Origin of the sequence: Amycolatopsis sp. NPDC051071 (assembly GCF_040682875.1) — a bacterium.
Taxonomy (GTDB): Bacteria; Actinomycetota; Actinomycetes; order Mycobacteriales; family Pseudonocardiaceae; genus Amycolatopsis.
Window position 1 is genome coordinate 1 of sequence record NZ_JBFBBY010000041.1, and the last position, 16,564, is coordinate 16,564.

Annotated in this window: 16 protein-coding genes; 11 read left to right on the plus strand and 5 right to left on the minus strand. The window is 68.1% G+C overall.

The features are described from left to right. Nucleotides 1-251: 251 nt before the first annotated feature. From AB0M65_RS15985 to AB0M65_RS16005, 5 genes are read left to right on the plus strand one after another with little or no spacing between them, the layout of a single operon-like run. A complete protein-coding gene (locus AB0M65_RS15985) occupies nt 252-1,901 on the plus strand; it encodes a fatty acyl-AMP ligase (RefSeq protein ID WP_364027639.1) in 1,650 nt (549 codons plus the stop codon). Continuing rightward, nucleotides 1,894-2,160 carry an acyl carrier protein gene (locus AB0M65_RS15990; protein WP_364027642.1) on the plus strand — a complete coding sequence of 89 codons (267 nt, stop codon included), beginning with the start codon at nt 1,894-1,896 and terminating at the stop codon, nt 2,158-2,160. Before AB0M65_RS15985 ends, AB0M65_RS15990 begins: the two co-directional genes overlap by 8 nt. After that, the gene (locus tag AB0M65_RS15995) at nt 2,157-2,468 is read left to right on the plus strand and encodes a hypothetical protein (protein ID WP_364027645.1); all 312 of its coding nucleotides are present in this window, start codon (nt 2,157-2,159) and stop codon (nt 2,466-2,468) included. The genes AB0M65_RS15990 and AB0M65_RS15995 overlap by 4 nt, the downstream gene beginning before the upstream one ends. Next, nucleotides 2,468-5,554: a WXG100 family type VII secretion target gene (locus tag AB0M65_RS16000; protein WP_364027648.1), complete on the plus strand. Its 3,087-nt coding sequence runs from the start codon at nt 2,468-2,470 to the stop codon at nt 5,552-5,554. The genes AB0M65_RS15995 and AB0M65_RS16000 overlap by 1 nt, the downstream gene beginning before the upstream one ends. 19 nt (nt 5,555-5,573) lie before the next feature. Next, nucleotides 5,574-5,972, plus strand: a complete 399-nt coding sequence (locus tag AB0M65_RS16005) for a hypothetical protein (RefSeq protein WP_364027651.1) — start codon at nt 5,574-5,576, stop codon at nt 5,970-5,972. Between the two features lie 250 nt (nt 5,973-6,222). Here AB0M65_RS16005 and AB0M65_RS16010 read toward each other — a convergent pair whose 3' ends face one another. Beyond that, on the minus strand, nt 6,223-6,426 hold the full coding sequence (locus AB0M65_RS16010) for a cold-shock protein (protein ID WP_364027654.1): 204 nt from the start codon (nt 6,424-6,426) through the stop codon (nt 6,223-6,225). Between the two features lie 847 nt (nt 6,427-7,273). On the opposite strand from AB0M65_RS16010, the gene AB0M65_RS16015 reads away from it, so the two are divergent. Further along, nucleotides 7,274-8,281, plus strand: a complete 1,008-nt coding sequence (locus tag AB0M65_RS16015; RefSeq protein ID WP_364027657.1) for a hypothetical protein — start codon at nt 7,274-7,276, stop codon at nt 8,279-8,281. Next, complete coding sequence (locus AB0M65_RS16020) at nt 8,278-8,622, plus strand: hypothetical protein (protein ID WP_364027660.1); 345 nt, start codon at nt 8,278-8,280, stop codon at nt 8,620-8,622. The genes AB0M65_RS16015 and AB0M65_RS16020 overlap by 4 nt, the downstream gene beginning before the upstream one ends. A gap of 103 nt (nt 8,623-8,725) precedes the next feature. Here AB0M65_RS16020 and AB0M65_RS16025 read toward each other — a convergent pair whose 3' ends face one another. Further along, nucleotides 8,726-9,382, minus strand: a complete 657-nt coding sequence (locus AB0M65_RS16025; protein WP_364027663.1) for a TetR/AcrR family transcriptional regulator — start codon at nt 9,380-9,382, stop codon at nt 8,726-8,728. A 15-nt stretch (nt 9,383-9,397) separates the two neighbouring features. Between AB0M65_RS16025 and AB0M65_RS16030 the strand changes: the two genes are divergently transcribed. Beyond that, nucleotides 9,398-10,288 carry an oxidoreductase gene (locus tag AB0M65_RS16030; RefSeq protein ID WP_364027666.1) on the plus strand — a complete coding sequence of 297 codons (891 nt, stop codon included), beginning with the start codon at nt 9,398-9,400 and terminating at the stop codon, nt 10,286-10,288. 93 nt (nt 10,289-10,381) lie between these two features. Here the strand turns inward: AB0M65_RS16030 and AB0M65_RS16035 are convergent, their stop codons facing one another. Further along, nucleotides 10,382-11,062: a helix-turn-helix domain-containing protein gene (locus tag AB0M65_RS16035; protein ID WP_364027669.1), complete on the minus strand. Its 681-nt coding sequence runs from the start codon at nt 11,060-11,062 to the stop codon at nt 10,382-10,384. Between the two features lie 114 nt (nt 11,063-11,176). Here AB0M65_RS16035 and AB0M65_RS16040 point away from each other — a divergent pair, with 114 nt between their 5' ends. Next, nucleotides 11,177-12,010, plus strand: coding sequence for a class I SAM-dependent methyltransferase (locus AB0M65_RS16040; protein ID WP_364027671.1), 834 nt, complete (start codon nt 11,177-11,179; stop codon nt 12,008-12,010). Here AB0M65_RS16040 and AB0M65_RS16045 read toward each other — a convergent pair. Next, nucleotides 11,986-12,825, minus strand: a complete 840-nt coding sequence (locus AB0M65_RS16045) for a dienelactone hydrolase family protein (protein ID WP_364027674.1) — start codon at nt 12,823-12,825, stop codon at nt 11,986-11,988. The genes AB0M65_RS16040 and AB0M65_RS16045 overlap by 25 nt on opposite strands. Before the next feature lie 73 nt (nt 12,826-12,898). On the opposite strand from AB0M65_RS16045, the gene AB0M65_RS16050 reads away from it, so the two are divergent. Together AB0M65_RS16050 and AB0M65_RS16055 are read left to right on the plus strand one after the other, a co-directional pair. After that, nucleotides 12,899-13,882: a helix-turn-helix domain-containing protein gene (locus AB0M65_RS16050; protein WP_364027677.1), complete on the plus strand. Its 984-nt coding sequence runs from the start codon at nt 12,899-12,901 to the stop codon at nt 13,880-13,882. A 94-nt stretch (nt 13,883-13,976) separates the two neighbouring features. Further along, nucleotides 13,977-14,582, plus strand: a complete 606-nt coding sequence (locus AB0M65_RS16055) for a response regulator transcription factor (RefSeq protein ID WP_364027680.1) — start codon at nt 13,977-13,979, stop codon at nt 14,580-14,582. On the opposite strand, the gene AB0M65_RS16060 is transcribed toward AB0M65_RS16055, so the two are convergent. After that, nucleotides 14,508-16,439 (minus strand): histidine kinase, encoded by a 1,932-nt coding sequence (locus tag AB0M65_RS16060; RefSeq protein WP_364027683.1) that lies wholly within the window; start codon nt 16,437-16,439, stop codon nt 14,508-14,510. The two genes, AB0M65_RS16055 and AB0M65_RS16060, sit on opposite strands and share 75 nt — an antisense overlap. Between the last annotated feature and the right edge of the window lie 125 nt (nt 16,440-16,564).

Below are 16,564 nucleotides of genomic sequence, written 5' to 3' on the forward strand. Positions count from 1 at the left end.
CGCGGTTGTTTAGTCGCCCCCCACCCCCCCCCCCAAACCCACCCCCCCCCCCCGACCCGCTCGGTACCGGCGCCCGTGTGCTCGCCTGAGGTACAGGAAGGCCCCCTTCCTTGCGCCTAGGTACAGGAAGGGGGCCTTCATGTACTGCGGTTGCGCGTGAAGGCCCCCTTCCCTCGGCTGAGCCGAGGGAAGGAGTCCTTCACGCGCGACCACGGGATCGCCGTTCACCTGGCTCCAGTAGGTTGCCGAATATGACAGCGTTGCCATCGGACGTCCCGGAAGAGGTGTTGCGCACCTCGATCGTCGACCGGTTGTTCGCCCGCGCGGATGACCCGCGGCCGCTGTTCACGCACCAGGACCACGGCAACGGCGTGGAGCACACCGTCACCTGGGCGGATTTCGTCAGCCGGGTGAGGCAGGTCGCCGGGGAGCTGCGCCGGGTAGCCGAACCGGGTGATCGCGCCGCCGTGCTCACCGGTCAGGACCTGAACTACCCCCTCGCGTTCTTCGGCGCCCTCGCCGCCGGTCTGGTGGCGGTGCCGTTGATGGCGCCGGGCAGCCACGCCCAGCGAAGCAGGCTCGCCGGTGTGCTGGCGGACTGCGGCGCGCGGGTCTGGCTGACGTCGTCGGCGGCGGCCGCGAAAACCCGCGAAGCCGGGACACCCGAACGGCTCGTGGTGGTCGACGAACTTTCCGGCCCCGGCGCCGATCCACTGCCGGTCGCCCCCGAAAGCCCCGCCTACCTGCAGTACACGTCCGGGTCGACGCGCGAACCGGCCGGTGCGGTGATCCCGCACCGGGCGATCGCCGCGGCCTGCTGGCAGGCGGGCCGTGCCTACGCCGTCGACGAAGGCACGACCTGCGCCGGCTGGATCCCGTTCTTCCACGACATGGGTCTGATCCAGCTGCTGTGCCTTCCCGTCTTCGCCGGCGCGCGGTCGGTGTTCATGGCACCCGCCGAGTTCGTGCACCGGCCCGCCCGCTGGCTGCGTCAGCTGGCGGATCACCCGTCCGTGTTCACCGCCGCACCCAACTTCGCGTTCGACCTGGCCGCCGACGCCGCCGCACAGGCCGGGGACGGACTCGACCTGTCCGGCGTGCGCGTCGCGCTCAACGGCAGTGAGCCGATCCGGCCGGGCACGGTCGCGCGATTCCAGGAGGTCTTCGGGCCACTCGGGTTCCGGCCCGAGGCCCACCGCCCGTCCTACGGCCTCGCCGAAGCGACGGTGTACGTCGCGAGCGCGGACGCGGAGGGACCGCGGGGTGCGACGTTCGACCGCGAAGCCCTCGCGCAGGGCAAGGCGATCGAGGTACCGGACGGCGTGGAGCTCGTCTCGGTCGGCCGCCCGCTCGGGCAGCGGGTGCGAATCGTCCGCGACGGCGTGGCGCGGCCCGAAGGATTGGCCGGGGAGATCTGGATCCATGGCCCGAACGTCGCGACCGGGTATTGGGGGCGCGGCGACGCGGACGCGTTCGACGCCGAACTCGACGGCGTCGGCGGGTGGCTGCGTACCGGCGACCTCGGCCTCTTCCACCGCGGCGACCTTTACATCACCGGCAGGCTCAAGGACCTCATCGTCATCGACGGCCGCAACTTCCACCCGCAGGACATCGAAGCGGTGGCGGGCGCGGCCCATCCGGACGTCCGCCGCGACCGGGTCGCCGCCTTCGGGGTGACGGACGAGAAAGGCGAAGGGGCAGTGGTCGTGGCCGAATGGGCAAAGGATGCCGCCGGTCACCGGAAAGAGGTCACCAGGGCCGTCCTACAGGCCGTGTCACGCGAATACGACCTCACCTTGCGCTCGGTACGCCTCGTCGCGCCCGGCGAGTTGCCGCGTACCTCCAGCGGCAAGATAGCCCGGTCCGCCACTAAATCACGTTATAGTCGGGCCGATGGTTGATCACCGCGCCGACGTCGTGAAAGTCGTCAGTGAGACTTTCCGGCTCGACCCCGCCGTCATCGAACACGACGCGCCGCTCGAGGAGCTGGGCATCGACTCCAAGGGCCGGATCAAGTTGTTGTCGGCGCTGGAGATCTATTACGACGTGTCCATTGAACTGGACCAGCTCGACCGGTTCACCGACATCGCTTCGGTGACCGAAGTGCTCGCCGAGGCGCTCGGCGGCAAGACCGGCGTATCTGACGAGAGGCTGAAATGAGCGGGGGCTACACCGCGGCGACCGAAGCATTGTCGTCGGCTTCGAAGAAAATCGGCAAGCTCACGGAGCAGTTGCTCGAAGACAATCCGGATCTGTCGAGCACACCGGTGAACGCGGCCGGTTTCGGCCAGGCCCACGGCGACCACGCGGGGAAGTACACCGCCGGCGTGAAAGCGCTGTGGGACTCGATCAACGGCTACAGCACCCAGCTCGGCTCCTTCGGCACGAACCTCGGTAGCGCGGGCACCGCCTACGGCACCAACGAAGACGAGCAAAAAGACGCCATCAACAAGGCAGGAAACCTCTGATGGCCGCGACCTGGACCGACGTCAAGGCCGTCCTCGACAACCCGAGCGTGCCGCCTGACAAGAAGACCCTGCTCATCAGCAGCTGGATGCGGACGCATCCGGCCCCGCCGCCGTGGGCGGACCAGGAGCCGGAGGAGATCAAGCAGAAGCGGAAGGAAGCGGAGAAGTACGCGAAGTCCTTCAACGCCAACCCGCTGCTCTCCAGCGAGGACGTCGACAAGGTCTACGCCTCGGCGAAGAACTCCGGCGACCAGGCGAGCTACAACCAGCGCGAAGAATCGAAAGCCGTCAAGGACGGCGACAAGAAACTCGACGGCGCCAAGGAGCCCGCGGCCGACGGCGGCGGGACCAAGACGTCCGACGAGCTGTTCGACGCCGCCGCGCCGGCGCTCAAAGTGTTCCAGACCTTCGGTTCCCTGCTGGCGAAGCTCCCGGACGACTGCCGGGGGAACACCCGCGCGCTCGACTTCGACAAGGACATCAAGAAACCCTTCGACGAGCAGCGCGGCATCAACTTCAAGAACTTCGTCGACGATGCCGCCCACTTCAAGACCGGCTCGACCACCGTCGAGCGGACCGTGAAGGACACCGGTTCCGAGCTGGGCGGCCTGTTCCAGAGCTGGACCGGCAAGGGCGCGGACGCGGCTTCGGACAATTACAACGAGAAGATCCTGCCGAAGGCGAACAAGCTCTCCCAGACCCTCGAAACCGCGAGCGAAGCGACGCTGCACACCACCAAGACGGTTTTCGACCTGTGCAAGGACAAGGCTGACACGGTCGTCAAACTGCACAGGGACCTGGTGGGCCGCGCGGACTTCGCGATGGCACAGAAGGTCGTCGCCATCGCCAGTGGTGAGAAGAGCGGCAAGGAAGACCTGGCCGCGATCGCGGGCTGGATGGACGTCAACTTCGGTTCCAACCTGGTCGAATCGTTGAACGACGACGGCTGCTGCGACGACGACGAGTTCAAGAAAGCGGGCCAGAACCTCGCCAAGCAGTGGGTGCAGCGGCAGTTCAACCCGGAGATGTGGAACGAGATCTACGAGGGTTTCACCAAAACCTGCTCGGACACCAAGGAGCACGTCAACAAGGCGTATGACGAACTCGACAAGGTGATGGGCAAGGTCAAGAACGAGTTCGAAGGCGCGGGCAAGGACGGCAAGGGCGGCGACGGCAAAGGCGGCGCGGGTGGCGCGGGTGGCCCCGGCGGCGGCAAGGGCGGCGGTCCCGGCGGCGGTTCGGGTACCGGCGGCCAGGGCGGCCCCGGTGACGGCGAGGGTGTCGGTAAGGGCGGCAGCGGGCAGGGCGGCCCCGGTGACGGCTCCGGCGGCTCGGGCAGCGGCTCGGGCTCGGGCGGTGGTTCGGGCAGCGGTTCGGGCTCCGGCAGCGGTTCGGGCTCCGGCGGCGGTTCCGGCTCGGGTTCTGGCGGTGGCTCCGGTAGCGGTTCAGGCTCCGGTAGCGGGTCGGGTGGTTCCGGTGGCGGCGTACCCAACGTCCCGCCGATCCCCGAAGGCGGCTCGGGCGGCACCGAAGGTCAGGGCACCGGCGGTTCGGGCTCCGGTTCCGGCAGCGGTTCCGGCAGCGGTTCCGGCAGTGGTTCCGGCAGTGGCTCGGGCGGCTCCGGCCCGCCTCCGAAGCTGCCGGACCTGAACGGGCCTTCGGGCGGCGGCTCCGGCGGCGGTGGCCTCGACGGTCCGGGCAAGGGCGACACGACGCCGTCGAACTCTGGCGAAGACCAGGAAAAAGCGGCAGCCGAGGCGAAGAAGAGTGAAATGGCCGCTGCCGCCGAAGCGGCGAAGAAGCAGGCGTCCGAAGCGCTGGGCAAACTCGGCGATGGTCCCACCGGCGGGTCCGGCCTCGGTGGCGATTCGGGTTCCGGCGGCGGCGTGGGTGGCGGTCTGGGTGGCGGCACCGGCGGTGGTTCCAGCGGCGGCTCCGGCCTCGGTGACACCCCGGGTTCCGAGAACTCCGACGCCAAGGCGGCCGCCGACAAGGCCATGGAAGACGCGAAGAAGCAGGCTGCCGAAGCACTGGACAAGGTAGGCGGCGACCTACCCGGCGGCGGCGGCGACAAGCCGTCCATCGGCGACAAGCTCGGTGACGACAAACCCGGCGAGGACGGCGACAAGCTGACCGGCGACAAGCCGGGCGAAGACGGTAAAGACAAAGACGACGACGAACGTGAAGTCCTCAAGGTCAAGCAGGGTGACAAGACCTTCGAGATGTCCGAGCCGGACAAGGACGGCAAGATGGACATCAAGGTCGGCGACGGTTCCGGGCCTGCCAAGGACTTCAAGCTCGACTGGCCCGCGGACGGCGACAAGACCGGTCTGGGCGCCGCCCCCGACGGCAAGCAGGGCGACGACGACGTCCACCGCCCCGGCGCGGACGGCAAGATCCACATCAAGGACGGCGATCTGAACATCACCGCCGAACGTCCTGACGGCCCGAACGGCCCGACGGTCGTCACCGTCGACGACGGCACCGGCAAGCCGACCACGTACACCCTCGGCGACGAGGACTCGCCCAAGGACAAGGCGACCTACCCGGTCTCCCCCACTTCCGACCTGAAGCCCAACGACCTCCGCCAGCCGCCGGCCCCGCACATCATGGACACCGGCGGCCCTGGCCCTGGCCTCGGCGGAGGAGACAGCGGCCCCGGTGACGGTGGTGGCAGCGGCGGCAGTGGTGGTGGTGGCGGCGGCCACACCGGCGGTGCCAGTGGGATCGCCACCCCCTTGAACGTCGATTCGGCGCCCAGCGCGGTCGGGGAATCCTCGTCCTTGACCGACGGTGCCCACACCGGTGCCGGGACACACCAGCCGCAGCCTGCCCAACCGGCGTCCGCTCCCACGGCCGCGGCGATGGGCGGGGCCCCCGGCCAGTCGATGGGTGGCGGCGCGATGCCCCCGATGGGCGGGATGGGTGGCGGCGGCGCGGGCGGCGGTGGCGGCGGCGATCAGGAACGCGGCAACCGGGCGTACCGCATCGAAGGCGAAGTATTCGATCAGCTCAACGAGCCCACCGGCCGGATCACCGGTTCCCTACTGGACGACGAGGAGCTGCCGGCCACCCGTAAGCGGTGACCGGCGGCAGGGAGAACGCATGAGCGCCGACGAAACCGCAAGTATGAAGGCGACCTTGGACGGCCTCGTCCGCGAGCAGCGCGACCGCCGTGCCCTGCGGGAACAACGGGCCGACGAGAGCAAGGCCCGCGCGCAGGAGTTCATGACCAAGCAGGTCCAGACCGCCCAGCGCTACGTCGAGCATCGCCGGGAGCTGGGGAAACGCAAGACGAAGTCCGGATGGAGCACCGACCGGCCGGATACGGGGTCGACGTTCGACGAGCCGGTCGAACTCCCGGGCACGGAACCGGCTGACCAGTCCCCTCCCGCGACGCCCGGCCGTCCGGCGCAGGAGAGTCCCCGGCGGACGCGTCGCCCGCGTGCGGCCGAGGTGGACGACGAGGACGACGCCTTCCTCAACAACCGCTGGCGCGAGTGAGGGGATTCGCCCCGGGCCACAGGCAGGGTGCCGCCGCGGCGGCACCCTGCCCCGTCTGACCCTGCCCCGTCTGACCCTGCCCCGTCTGACGGGACCTGGCGGCCTGCCACGACCCCTGCCGCTCGTTCGGCGGCTTGTCGCAGTACGCGTAGGTGATCTCGACCACGACTTCGACAGCCACTTCAATACGCCCCAGAACGCCCGAAGGCCCCCACCCGGTACGGGCAGGGGCCTTCGGTGTGGAGAAACGTCAGATGGCGGTGACGCGCTGGGCCTGCGGGCCCTTCTGGCCCTGGCCGATCTCGAACTCCACGCGCTGCCCTTCGTCCAGGGACTTGAAGCCGTTCCCCTGGATTTCCGAGTAGTGCACGAACACGTCCGGTCCGCCGTCGTCCTGCGCGATGAAGCCGAAGCCCTTTTCGCCGTTAAACCACTTCACGCTGCCCTGAGCCATACTTTTACCTGCTCTTCATAGTGAGTCGGAGCGCATTCGATGCCCCGATCTCTGGTCCCATTCTCGCAGGCGCCGCCAAGGTGCACGCGACGCACACCGCGAGTGGGTGAAACCGATCCTACTCTATGCCCACCCAGTCCCGACAGTTCCACTGGTCAAAGGCACCTAGCCGAAAAGTGCTCACGTCCTTGAAGACACGAAAAAAGTACTGTGTCAAATATCACTCTCGCTGGTACGAGCGTGCCGGGACGCAGGAAGCACGCCGCGCGGAGGGTCCTGACCACGATCGTGGCGTCGGCGGCGCTGCCGACGCCACGACTGCCGCGGCGACCACTGACCGCTTGCCGTGATCCGGCCGGGCGGGTCCTTCTGCCCGGTAACGTCATCGACGCGACGTTTGACCGAGTCGACGGGGTACGGGTGGCGGTGCGAAGCCATGCGGCCGCTGAACGGCTTCGGACGCCGTCAGTGTCGCGACCCTGCCGCCCCTCGGGGCGATCTCCCTGCCGCGGGCCTCGGACGGCGAGTCCGGCGCCGTCTCGACATCGCCGCGCCGGTTGGCGCACCCCCTCATACCCGCGCCAACCGACGGCGACCAGCTGAATTCACGACCGACACGACCGAATCAAGGGATCTGTCCGATTCTTTGCCGTTGGACCGCGGTTTCAGTGGTTACTTCCCAAGAATTCCACCCCTTGCCGACTCGCGGCAAGTGTTTCCTGTTTCCAGCCGGAAAGAAACGCGTCAGTAGTTCTCCGCACTCGGACATCTTTCGCGATGATCAACTGGACAACGCACTGCCCGACTGGCCAGGATTACACGCTCACGCGAGGGACGGGGAGATTCTGTGGACGTCAGCACGGGCGATCTGGTCAGTGAACTGAAGATACTGCGCAAAGGGCGCGGGGTGGCCATGCCTCAGCTCGCCGAGCGGGTGGGCCCCGCACTCCGCGCGATATGCCGGCTCGCCGTCGAAGACAACGCCACCGAGACTCGCCGTAAGATTTCGGAACGGCTGACGATACTGAGCACCGAATTGCCCGACGATCTACGGACGGTCGTCCTGGCCGCGTTCGGGTTGGCACCGGACGCACGGATGCCGTTCTACCAGGATCGGGTGCATTGGGCGGCCGCCAGAATCGATCGCGACGACCGGACAGCGCGTCGTCGGATCGATGTCGGCATCACCCAGCTCGCCGAACTCGCGATCAGCGCGCTGGCAACGGATTCCGTGACAACGCGCAGAGAACACCAGTGGCACACCGAGGAGTTGCGGGTCGCGCTGGCCGCTGACCGGCCGATGCCGGAGGCCTTCGAATTCCGCCGGGTGGTGGCAGACACCGACGACCTCACCGAACTCGATCTCGCGTTGACCCTGACGGCGCCGCCTTCGCCTCGCTCTCGGGCACGGAAGGACGACCGCGACGTCGACGTCTTTCATGGCGGGATACTCACCAGTCGCCGGAAGGAGTCTTCCGACCGGTTCGGGCTGGCCCTCAAACTACCCCTCACTTTGAACCAAGGCGACCGGCATGAAATCGCGTTGCGTTTTCGAGCGACGATCGAACCGCATTACGTATGTGTCCCTCGGCATCCTTGCGATTTGTTCGACTTGCACGTCCGGCTCGGCAACGAGAGAGCGCCTCGCGAGGTGATTTTATTGGACAAGGCCTTTCAGGACCGTCCAGACCTTCAACGTGCGCATGATCTGGTCGTGGGCGCGAGACGGCGATTGCCGAATCCTCCAGTCGGGCGGGTCCTGGAAGGAAGGGCGTATCGGCCCGCACCCTTCCGTTTCGGAACTGCGGCTTTGCTGAATACATTCCATGGACGATTGAAGGGAAGTTACTCATGAGCAAGCACCGGAGGTGGGCGGCCGCGCTCGTCGCGGCGCTGGGCACCCTCAGTGTGACGACACTGGCCACGGCTACCGACGCCGTCGCCGCCGAGAGCGCCGGTTTCGCACCCGCGGAAGCCGCGCCGTCGTGCTTTTCGTTGAAGCAGTGGGATGACTGGACGGTGACCGGGTACCGGTCCCATGCCGAGATCATGAACAACTGCAAGTTCCTTTATCGCGTGCGGCTGATCTGGAACAACGATTTCGACGGATCATGCAAGTCGGTGCTCGCCGGCTCGGGATTCGGCGAATGGCGCCAGGGCTACGTGCCGTCGGTCAGTGAAATCCGGCTCTGCTAGTTGAGGGATAAGCCGCTCACCTTGTCCATGAAGGATTTGGGACATCGAGTGTCCCAAATCCTTCACAGACAAGCCCGAGACCAGCTGAAACGCCACGTTTGCCTTACCCCTCAGTAGTTGCCGACGGCTCCGGAAGCGGACTGAGCGCCCGTCGCGCCAGTGCGAGCCATCGGAGCTGCCCGTCGTGCGAGACCGTGTCGTCGGGCGAGGTGGACAGCAACAGAATGATGTCGTCGACGGTGACGTCGGGGTAGAGCGAGCCGTCCGCGTGTGCCCTCGCGACCAGCAGTTCCACCGCGGCGCGCCCCCGTTCTTGGATCTCACGGAACGGCTCATCCGCGAGTCCGGCGACCGCGAACCTGAGCAGACGCTCCTGTCGCATGTCGATCACCACCGCCCGCAGTAGCGCGGCGATCTCGTCCAGCGCCGAGGCCGAGCCGTCGCCGACCCTGGCGAGTGCCTCGTCAAGCGAGTCGCCGATCACGGCGCCCGCCTCGGTGACGATGCCGTCGAGCAGGTCCTTTTTCGTCGGGAAATGCCGGTAGAGCGTCCCCACCGCGACACCCGCGGCCGCGGCGATCTCGTCCATCCCGATGACGGGCCCGCGACTGATCACCAGCCCGCGTGCGGCCGTGAGGATCGCCTCTCGATTGCGCAGCGCGTCGGCGCGCCGCCTGGGTTGTCCGGTCATCCTGCCGTCGGCCTCCCTTGCGGTGAACATGAACGACTGGTTCACTTTAGCCCTGAACCAGTCGTTCATGTTAGGAGCAGAGCAGTGCGTGTGTGGACCGAGACCGAAATCCCCGACCAGAGCGGCCGCGTCGCCGTCGTCACCGGCGCCAATACCGGACTCGGTATCGAGACGGCAAGAGCACTGGCCGAGCACGGCGCGACCGTCGTGCTCGCCTGCCGCGACCCGGCCAAGGCCAAGGACGCGGCCGACCGGATCCACCTGCGGGCGGCCGGGGCCAAAACCGAGATCGTCGAACTCGACCTGGCCTCGCTGAAGTCGGTCCGCGACGCGGCGGAGACGATCCGGGACCGACACAACCGCGTCGACCTGCTGATCAACAACGCCGGCGTCACCGGATTACCCGGCCATACGACCGACGGCTTCGAAATGCAGTTCGGCGTCAACCATCTCGGGCATTTCGCCCTCACGGGCCTGCTGGCCGACCGCATTCTCGCCGCTCCAGCCGGACGCGTCGTCACCGTCAGCAGCATCGGCCACCGCTTCGGCAGCATCGACCCCGACGACCCCGCCGCCCCGACCGGAAACGCTTACGCCAAGTCGAAACTGGCCAACCTCTTGTTCACTTACGAGTTGGATCGCCGCCTCGCCGACACCCGGGCCGTGGCCACCGCCGCCCATCCCGGCGGCGCGAGCACCGAGGTCTTCCGCTACTCGCCCGCCGCCTTCCGGCTCCCGAACCTCGCCATCGCCCGCTTGTTCGGCCGCACTCCCGCCATGGGTGCCTTGCCCACCCTCCGTGCCGCCACCGACCCGGATGCCGACGGCGGCGACTACTTCGGCCCCGCCGGCCTGTTCGAAATCCAGGGCCATCCGGTCCCGGTCCGCTCCAGTGCCCGCTCACACGACGTCGAGCGGCAAACTCGTCTGTGGGAAACCTCCGAAGAACTCACCGGCGTCCGCTTTCCCGGCTAGTGGGCGGTCAGACTCGCGGAACTCGCGTGCTTAAAGGCGGAACTCGCGTGCTTAAAGGCGGAACTCGCGTGCTTGAAGGCGCAACTCGCGTGCTTAAAGGCGGAACTCACGTGATAAGACACCGCGCCAGCGTTCGGCGGCATCCGCGAGGTCATGGCCGACGTGGTCGAAGTACGTGCTCATAGCGGAAAGCCGGGTCGCCGCCGCGGAGCCGTCCAGTACCTCGGCCCCCTCCATCGCCGCGCCGGCCCACAGATGGCACACCTCGACCTGGCGACGGCAGGCTTGGTGCCAGGCGTCATCGTCGACGGCGTAGTACTCCCGGCGGCCGGAAGTGTCGCGTTCGCGGCGGATCAACCGCAGGTCCGCGAGATAGGCGACCGATTTGGACACCGACGCCGGGCTCACCCCCAGCCGTCGCACCAGGTCGGCGGCGGGCAGCCGCGCGTCGTCGCTCGTGAGCAGGCTCGCGAGCACCCGCGCGGGCATCCTCGGCAATCCGGTCCGCACCATCATCTCGGTGAACCGTTCCTCGAAACCCCGTAGCGCGGCCGGTCTCGGGGACGGCTTCCCGAGACGGCCGGCGCGCTGCCGGGTCGCGGCGGCGGCCTCGTCGGCGCGGTAGCGCTCCGGACCGCCGTTCCGGTCGACCTCCCTGGTGACCGTCGATGTCGGACGGTCGAGCCGCCTGGCCATCTCCGAGTAGGGCAGACCGTCGGCGAGCCAACCGGCGATCCGACGGCGGTCCTCGTGGGTCAACCGGCTTCCCGGCATCACAACACCTCCGTTGCATTCCCTTCAGTCATTGCAACTTACCAGAGTCCTCGCAGCTCAAACCCATAATTGGGTGTACGTTGAGGTTCACTGATTTGGAAACGGAGGTGCTTGATGGCAACCACGTCACCGACCTTCACCCCTGCCGAGGCCAGCCTGTTCCTGACCTTGTGCGGCCGGGCACTCGACAGCAGGCAGGAGCACTCGATCCTCCACGACACCACCGCGTCGGAGATCGTCGAACGGACCGGGACGAACACCGCCGACTACCCGCACGCGAAGACCGGCATGCGCGACATTGCCCTGCGTGCCAAGAAACTGGACGGCGTGGTGCGGGACTTCATCGCCGTCCACCCGAACTCGGTCGTGGTCGACCTCGGTGCCGGCCTTGACAGCAGGATGATCCGCGTCGACCCTCCGTCCACTGTGGACTGGTACGACGTCGATCTGCCCAAGGTCATCGCCGCGCGCCGCAAACTGTTGCCGCAACCTGCAAACGCCCACTTCGTCGCCGCCGACGTGGCCGACCTGAGCTGGATCGACGAACTGCCCACCGACCGCCCCGCGGTCATCGTCGCCGACGGTCTGGTGGCGTTCCTCGCCCAGCCGGCGCTGACGGCCGCGTTGCGCGGGCTCACCGCACACTTCCCCGAAGGCGAAATCGCCTTCAACGGCTACACGCGCTTTCATGTCTGGGCGCTCAAGCACTACAAGGGCACGAACTCCATCGCCGACGCCGTCGCCAACCCCGGTTTCGACGACCCCCACGCACCGGAGCGGTGGAACCCCGACCTCACCCTCGTCGAGGAGATCCTGCTCTCCCGCGCGCCCGAAGTCGCAGGCTACCCACTGTTCATGCGGCTCGCGACGCGGCTCGCGGCACTGAGTACAGCCTGGTCACGCCGTGGCACCACCGTAGTGCGCTACCGGTTCGCCCGCGAAGGTTGATCTTCCTCGGTGAGCTTGTCGGTGAAGAATTCGAGAATTTCGTCGCGTGCCTGGACAGTGGGTTCACCGTCAGCGTCGATCAGGTGGGCGGTGACGACACTGTGCGGGCTGTCGACGAACTTCTCGAAGAAGGGCGGCGGGGCCGGATTCGCTGCTGTGCCAGGCAAAACGCGCGCTTCGAACCGCTCGCCGAGACTTTCCTTGTAGGCCGCGAAGCGCTGCGCGGTACAGAATCGGTCGGTATCGAACCGGTAGGCGCGGACGACGAGGTCTTCGCGGTCGAGGCGCTCCCGCACGGCGGCGAGTTCCGGGGCCGAGATCTCCAGCGCACCCTGATCGTCGAGCGGAAGGGACGGCTGGCACAACACCGGGGCCAGCACTGAGGATTCGAGCATCATGGTGAGCGCGAAGTTGCCGGTGAAGCACATCCCCAGCGCGCCGACGCCGGGGCCGCCGCGTTCGGCGTGGGCGAGTCCGGCAAGTGAGCGCAGCCACCGCGTGACGGGGCTGGAGACGTTACCGCCGAAAGCCCGGAACTCGGCACTCACACAAGCACGCTTGACCACGGCGCGCCCTTCGTCGGCACTGGGATAAGCACCGTCGCGACCGAACAGCGAGGGCAGGTAAACCGCGAAACCGGCGTCGCGAACCCATCTGCTGAACCGGGCCACGTCCGGGCTGATACCGGGCATCTCGGCCATGATGATGACCGCCGGCCCCTCGCCGCTCACGTACACCGTGCGTGTCTCGCCGTCGAGGGTGATCGACCGGGCCGCGAAGTCGTCGAGCGGGTCGTCCAGGGAACGCTGTCGCATGGTCGAACCCTGCCCGACGATCCAGCGGGGCCGCCATTGGCCGGAACGACACACTTCGGTCTAATCTCGCCAGGTGATCACTCACCTCGCCCTCGACGGCGTGCTGGAAGGCGGGCTCGGCGTCGGGATCGACGTCACGGACACGGCCGCGAAGATCACCGGCGACGGCAACCGGGTCTTCCGGCAGCGTGTCGTGTCGACGGACGGCCTGCCGGTCCGCTCCGGAGCCGGACGGACGATCTCGGTCGACGGCGAACCTGCCGCGTCCGAGGACTTCGGCCCCGGTGACATCCTGGTGATCCCAGGACCGTCCGCGTCCACCGAGACCGGCGTCGACCGGCTCCTCACCGGCCCGGGCGGCGCGCGAGCGGTCGAACTGATCCTGGGTGCCGCGGCGAACGGAGCGACAGTGGCGGCGTCTTGCTCGGCGACGTTCGTCCTCGCCGCGTCGGGTCTGCTGTCGAAGCGGCGAGCGACGACGACGTGGTGGCTGGCGCCGCTGTTCGCCCGGCGGTTCCCGGACGTCACCCTGCTGAGCGACCGCATGGTCGTCGACAGCGGAACCGTGCTCACGGCGGGAACGGCGTTCGCCCACGCCGACCTGATGCTGGCACTGGTCGCTCGCCTCGGCGGCCCGGAACTGGCCGAGGACACCGCGCGCTACCTGCTGCTCGATGCCCGCCTGTCGCAGTCGCGCTACATGGTGCTGGAGCATCTGCGGTCGGCCGATCCCGCCCTCCGTGCGGTCGAGGAGCACGTCCACGCCAACCTCGACCGCCGGCTCACCCTCGGCGAGCTCGCCGGCGCCGCGTCGATCTCCCCCAGGACCCTCACCCGGCGAACCCGGGAATGCCTGGGTGTCTCGCCGATCGAGTTCGTGCACCGCCTCCGCGTCAGCGCTGCCACACAGCTGCTCACCACCACCCGGCAGCCTGTCGACGCGGTCGCCACCGCGGTCGGGTACGCCGATCCGGCCGCCTTCCGGCGGATCTATCGCCGTCACACCGGTGAATCGCCGAGTTCCACCCGATCGCGTGCGAAGACCGGTCTTCCGTGAGACGGCGAGTCAGCGGCCACAGGTGGAGCGTCCCGGATCTTCGCGACCGGGTCGGTGCCCGGCCTAGGCTGGCGGCGACGAGAGGGGCGCAGAGGTGATCAGGGTGCTGCTGGCCGAAGACGTGCGCGTGCTCCGGGAAGCACTGGCCGAGCTGCTGGGGTTCGAGGACGACATCGACGTCGTCGCGACGGTGGATCGCGGCGACACCATCGTCCCGGCGGCGTTGCGGTACCGGCCCGACGTGGCCGTGATCGACATCGAGATGCCAGGACTCGACGGACTCGACGCCGCGACCCGGCTGCGGCAAACCCTGCCCACCTGCCGGATCTTGGTGTTGACCGGCGTGGGAAGGCCTGCCAACCTGCGACGCGGGGTGGAGGCGGGGGTGGCCGGGTTCATGCTCAAGGATTCCGGGTCACGTGAGGTGTTCGAGGCGATTCGCGTCGTGGCCGCCGGCGGGCAGGTGATCGATCCGCAGCTCGCCTACGCGACCTTGGGTTCGTCCGTCAGCCCGCTGACCGAGCGGGAGTCCGACGTGCTCCGGCTCACCGCCGCCGGCGCGACACCGCGTGAGATCGCCGCCAAGCTGTACCTGTCCTACGGCACCGTTCGCAATTACCTGGCCTCAGCGGTCACCAAGCTGGACGCGAAGAACCGGGTCGACGCGATCCGGATCGCGGCCGAGTCCGGCTGGATATAGCTTCTCCCGCAAGGGAATCCGCGCGGTGAGCACGAAATGATCGCCGTCGGCCCCTGCCGCGAAACGCCCGCCCGCCGCCGAGATCCGGGCACCGAGGCTGGCCAGTCCCGTTCCGGCGCGGCCGGGAGCCGAGGAGACCGGGCGACCATCGTTGATCAGGCGCAGCTCCACCGTTCCCTCCTCTGCCGACAGCGAAATCCGGCACGCGGTCGCGGCGGCGTGCCGGATGACGTTGGTCGCCCCTTCCCGCACCACCGTGGCCAACAGCCTGTCGATCTCTGCCGGCAGAACGGGAGCGTCCAGCGTGCTCTCGGCCTGGATCCCGGCCGCGTCGAACAGTGCGCGGGCGGCCCGGAGTTCCACCTCCAGATTGAGTTCCAGGTCTCCCTCGGCCACCGCGCGGACTTCCGCGAGCCCGCGTTCGGCGAGCCGCCGCAGCTCTCCGATCTCATGGCGTGCCCTGGCGGGATCGGTGTCGATCAGCCGCGTGATCAGTTCACCCTTGAGGCCGATCGCCGTGATGCTGAACCCCAGCAGGTCGTGCACGTCCCGCGTGACCCGCAGCCGTTCCCGGACCACCGCCAGCCGGGCGTGCTCGTCGCGGGCATCGACGAGCGCACGTGCCACATCGGGCAGGTGACAGTAGGCGTAGACCTGGATCAGGCTGCCGGTGAGACTCGCGACCAGGTAGACACGGTCCCCGAGGGTGGCCGCCGGTGGCAGAACCCACTGCAGCTCCACCAGCACGAGCACCACGATCCCCAGCGACCACGGCGCGCGGCACCGGTACAGCACCGCCCCGGCGGCCAGCATGATCGCGGGAGCGAACTGCGGGCCGGTGAACGCCACCACGACCATCAAGGTCACCAGATGGAACGAGAGCGTCCACGGCCACCAACGAGGCTCGCGGTCACCCGCCCGCGGAGCGCCGTGGTACATCTGCAGGGCCGCCGACACGACGAGCAGCAGCACCGCGAGCACCCACCCGCCGGCACTCGGCTTGACGAAGAAGCCGAGATTGACGAGCACCAGCAGGACACCGCCGACGGTCGTCGTGACCAGGGTGAACAGCCAGGCCAGCCGGGGCGAGATCACGGTCGCCCGCGGGAAGCCGTGTGCGGGCACCTGCCGGGGGATCTCTCGTCGCGTGTCGATGATCGACCGCGCGGTGTACGCCGCACGACGAGCGTGCGCGGTGATTTCGGCCAGCCTCGCCCGCGCTTCTTCGTCCTCCACCCCGCACCTGCTCAGCCGGAGCACGGCCGACAGGTCGGTGCTCAGTTCGGTACGCAAGCACTCGGCGTTGTGAAGACGTTCCGTGGTCACCGCGAGCGTCGTGTGCGCGGTCTTCTCGGCTCTCACGCGCCTGGTCAGGTCTGTCAGCAACATCACGCCGAACAGCGTCAACCCGACCAGGACGTCGATCACCAACCTGCCGGCGAGGGCGAGCACGTCCACCCCGGGGTCCTGGAAAACCGCGCTCAGCCCGATGTCCAGTGCGATCGCGAGCACGGAGAGCGGCCAGGAGACACGACGTGGCGCGACGAACAGGATCGAGGCGACGACCCCGCCCGCGACCGGGCCCCACACCGGGCCCGCCACGAAGTACGGGGCGAAGACCAGCAACGCTTGGACGACCACCACGAAGGCGGTCGCGCGCGGCGACAGTGCTCGTACAGCGATCAAGTACAGCAACGCCACGACGCCGCCGATCGCCACGACCGCGACCACGGCAGGCCAGCCACCGACCGCTGACGGTCCGTAGTCGCCGGAGAAGACAAACCCGCTGCGAGCCACGAACCAGGCGGCCAGCGTGATGATCAGCAACGACGCGACGAACCGAGGCCTGCTCCGCACTGCGCCCCCATGACCTCGATGAACACCCATATTGCACAGGCCGATGGCGTGATCTGTCAACGGATGGCCGGGCACTTTGCCGGTCGATCGGTGCGCTGACGCACTGTCGCCGAAACCGCCGGGAA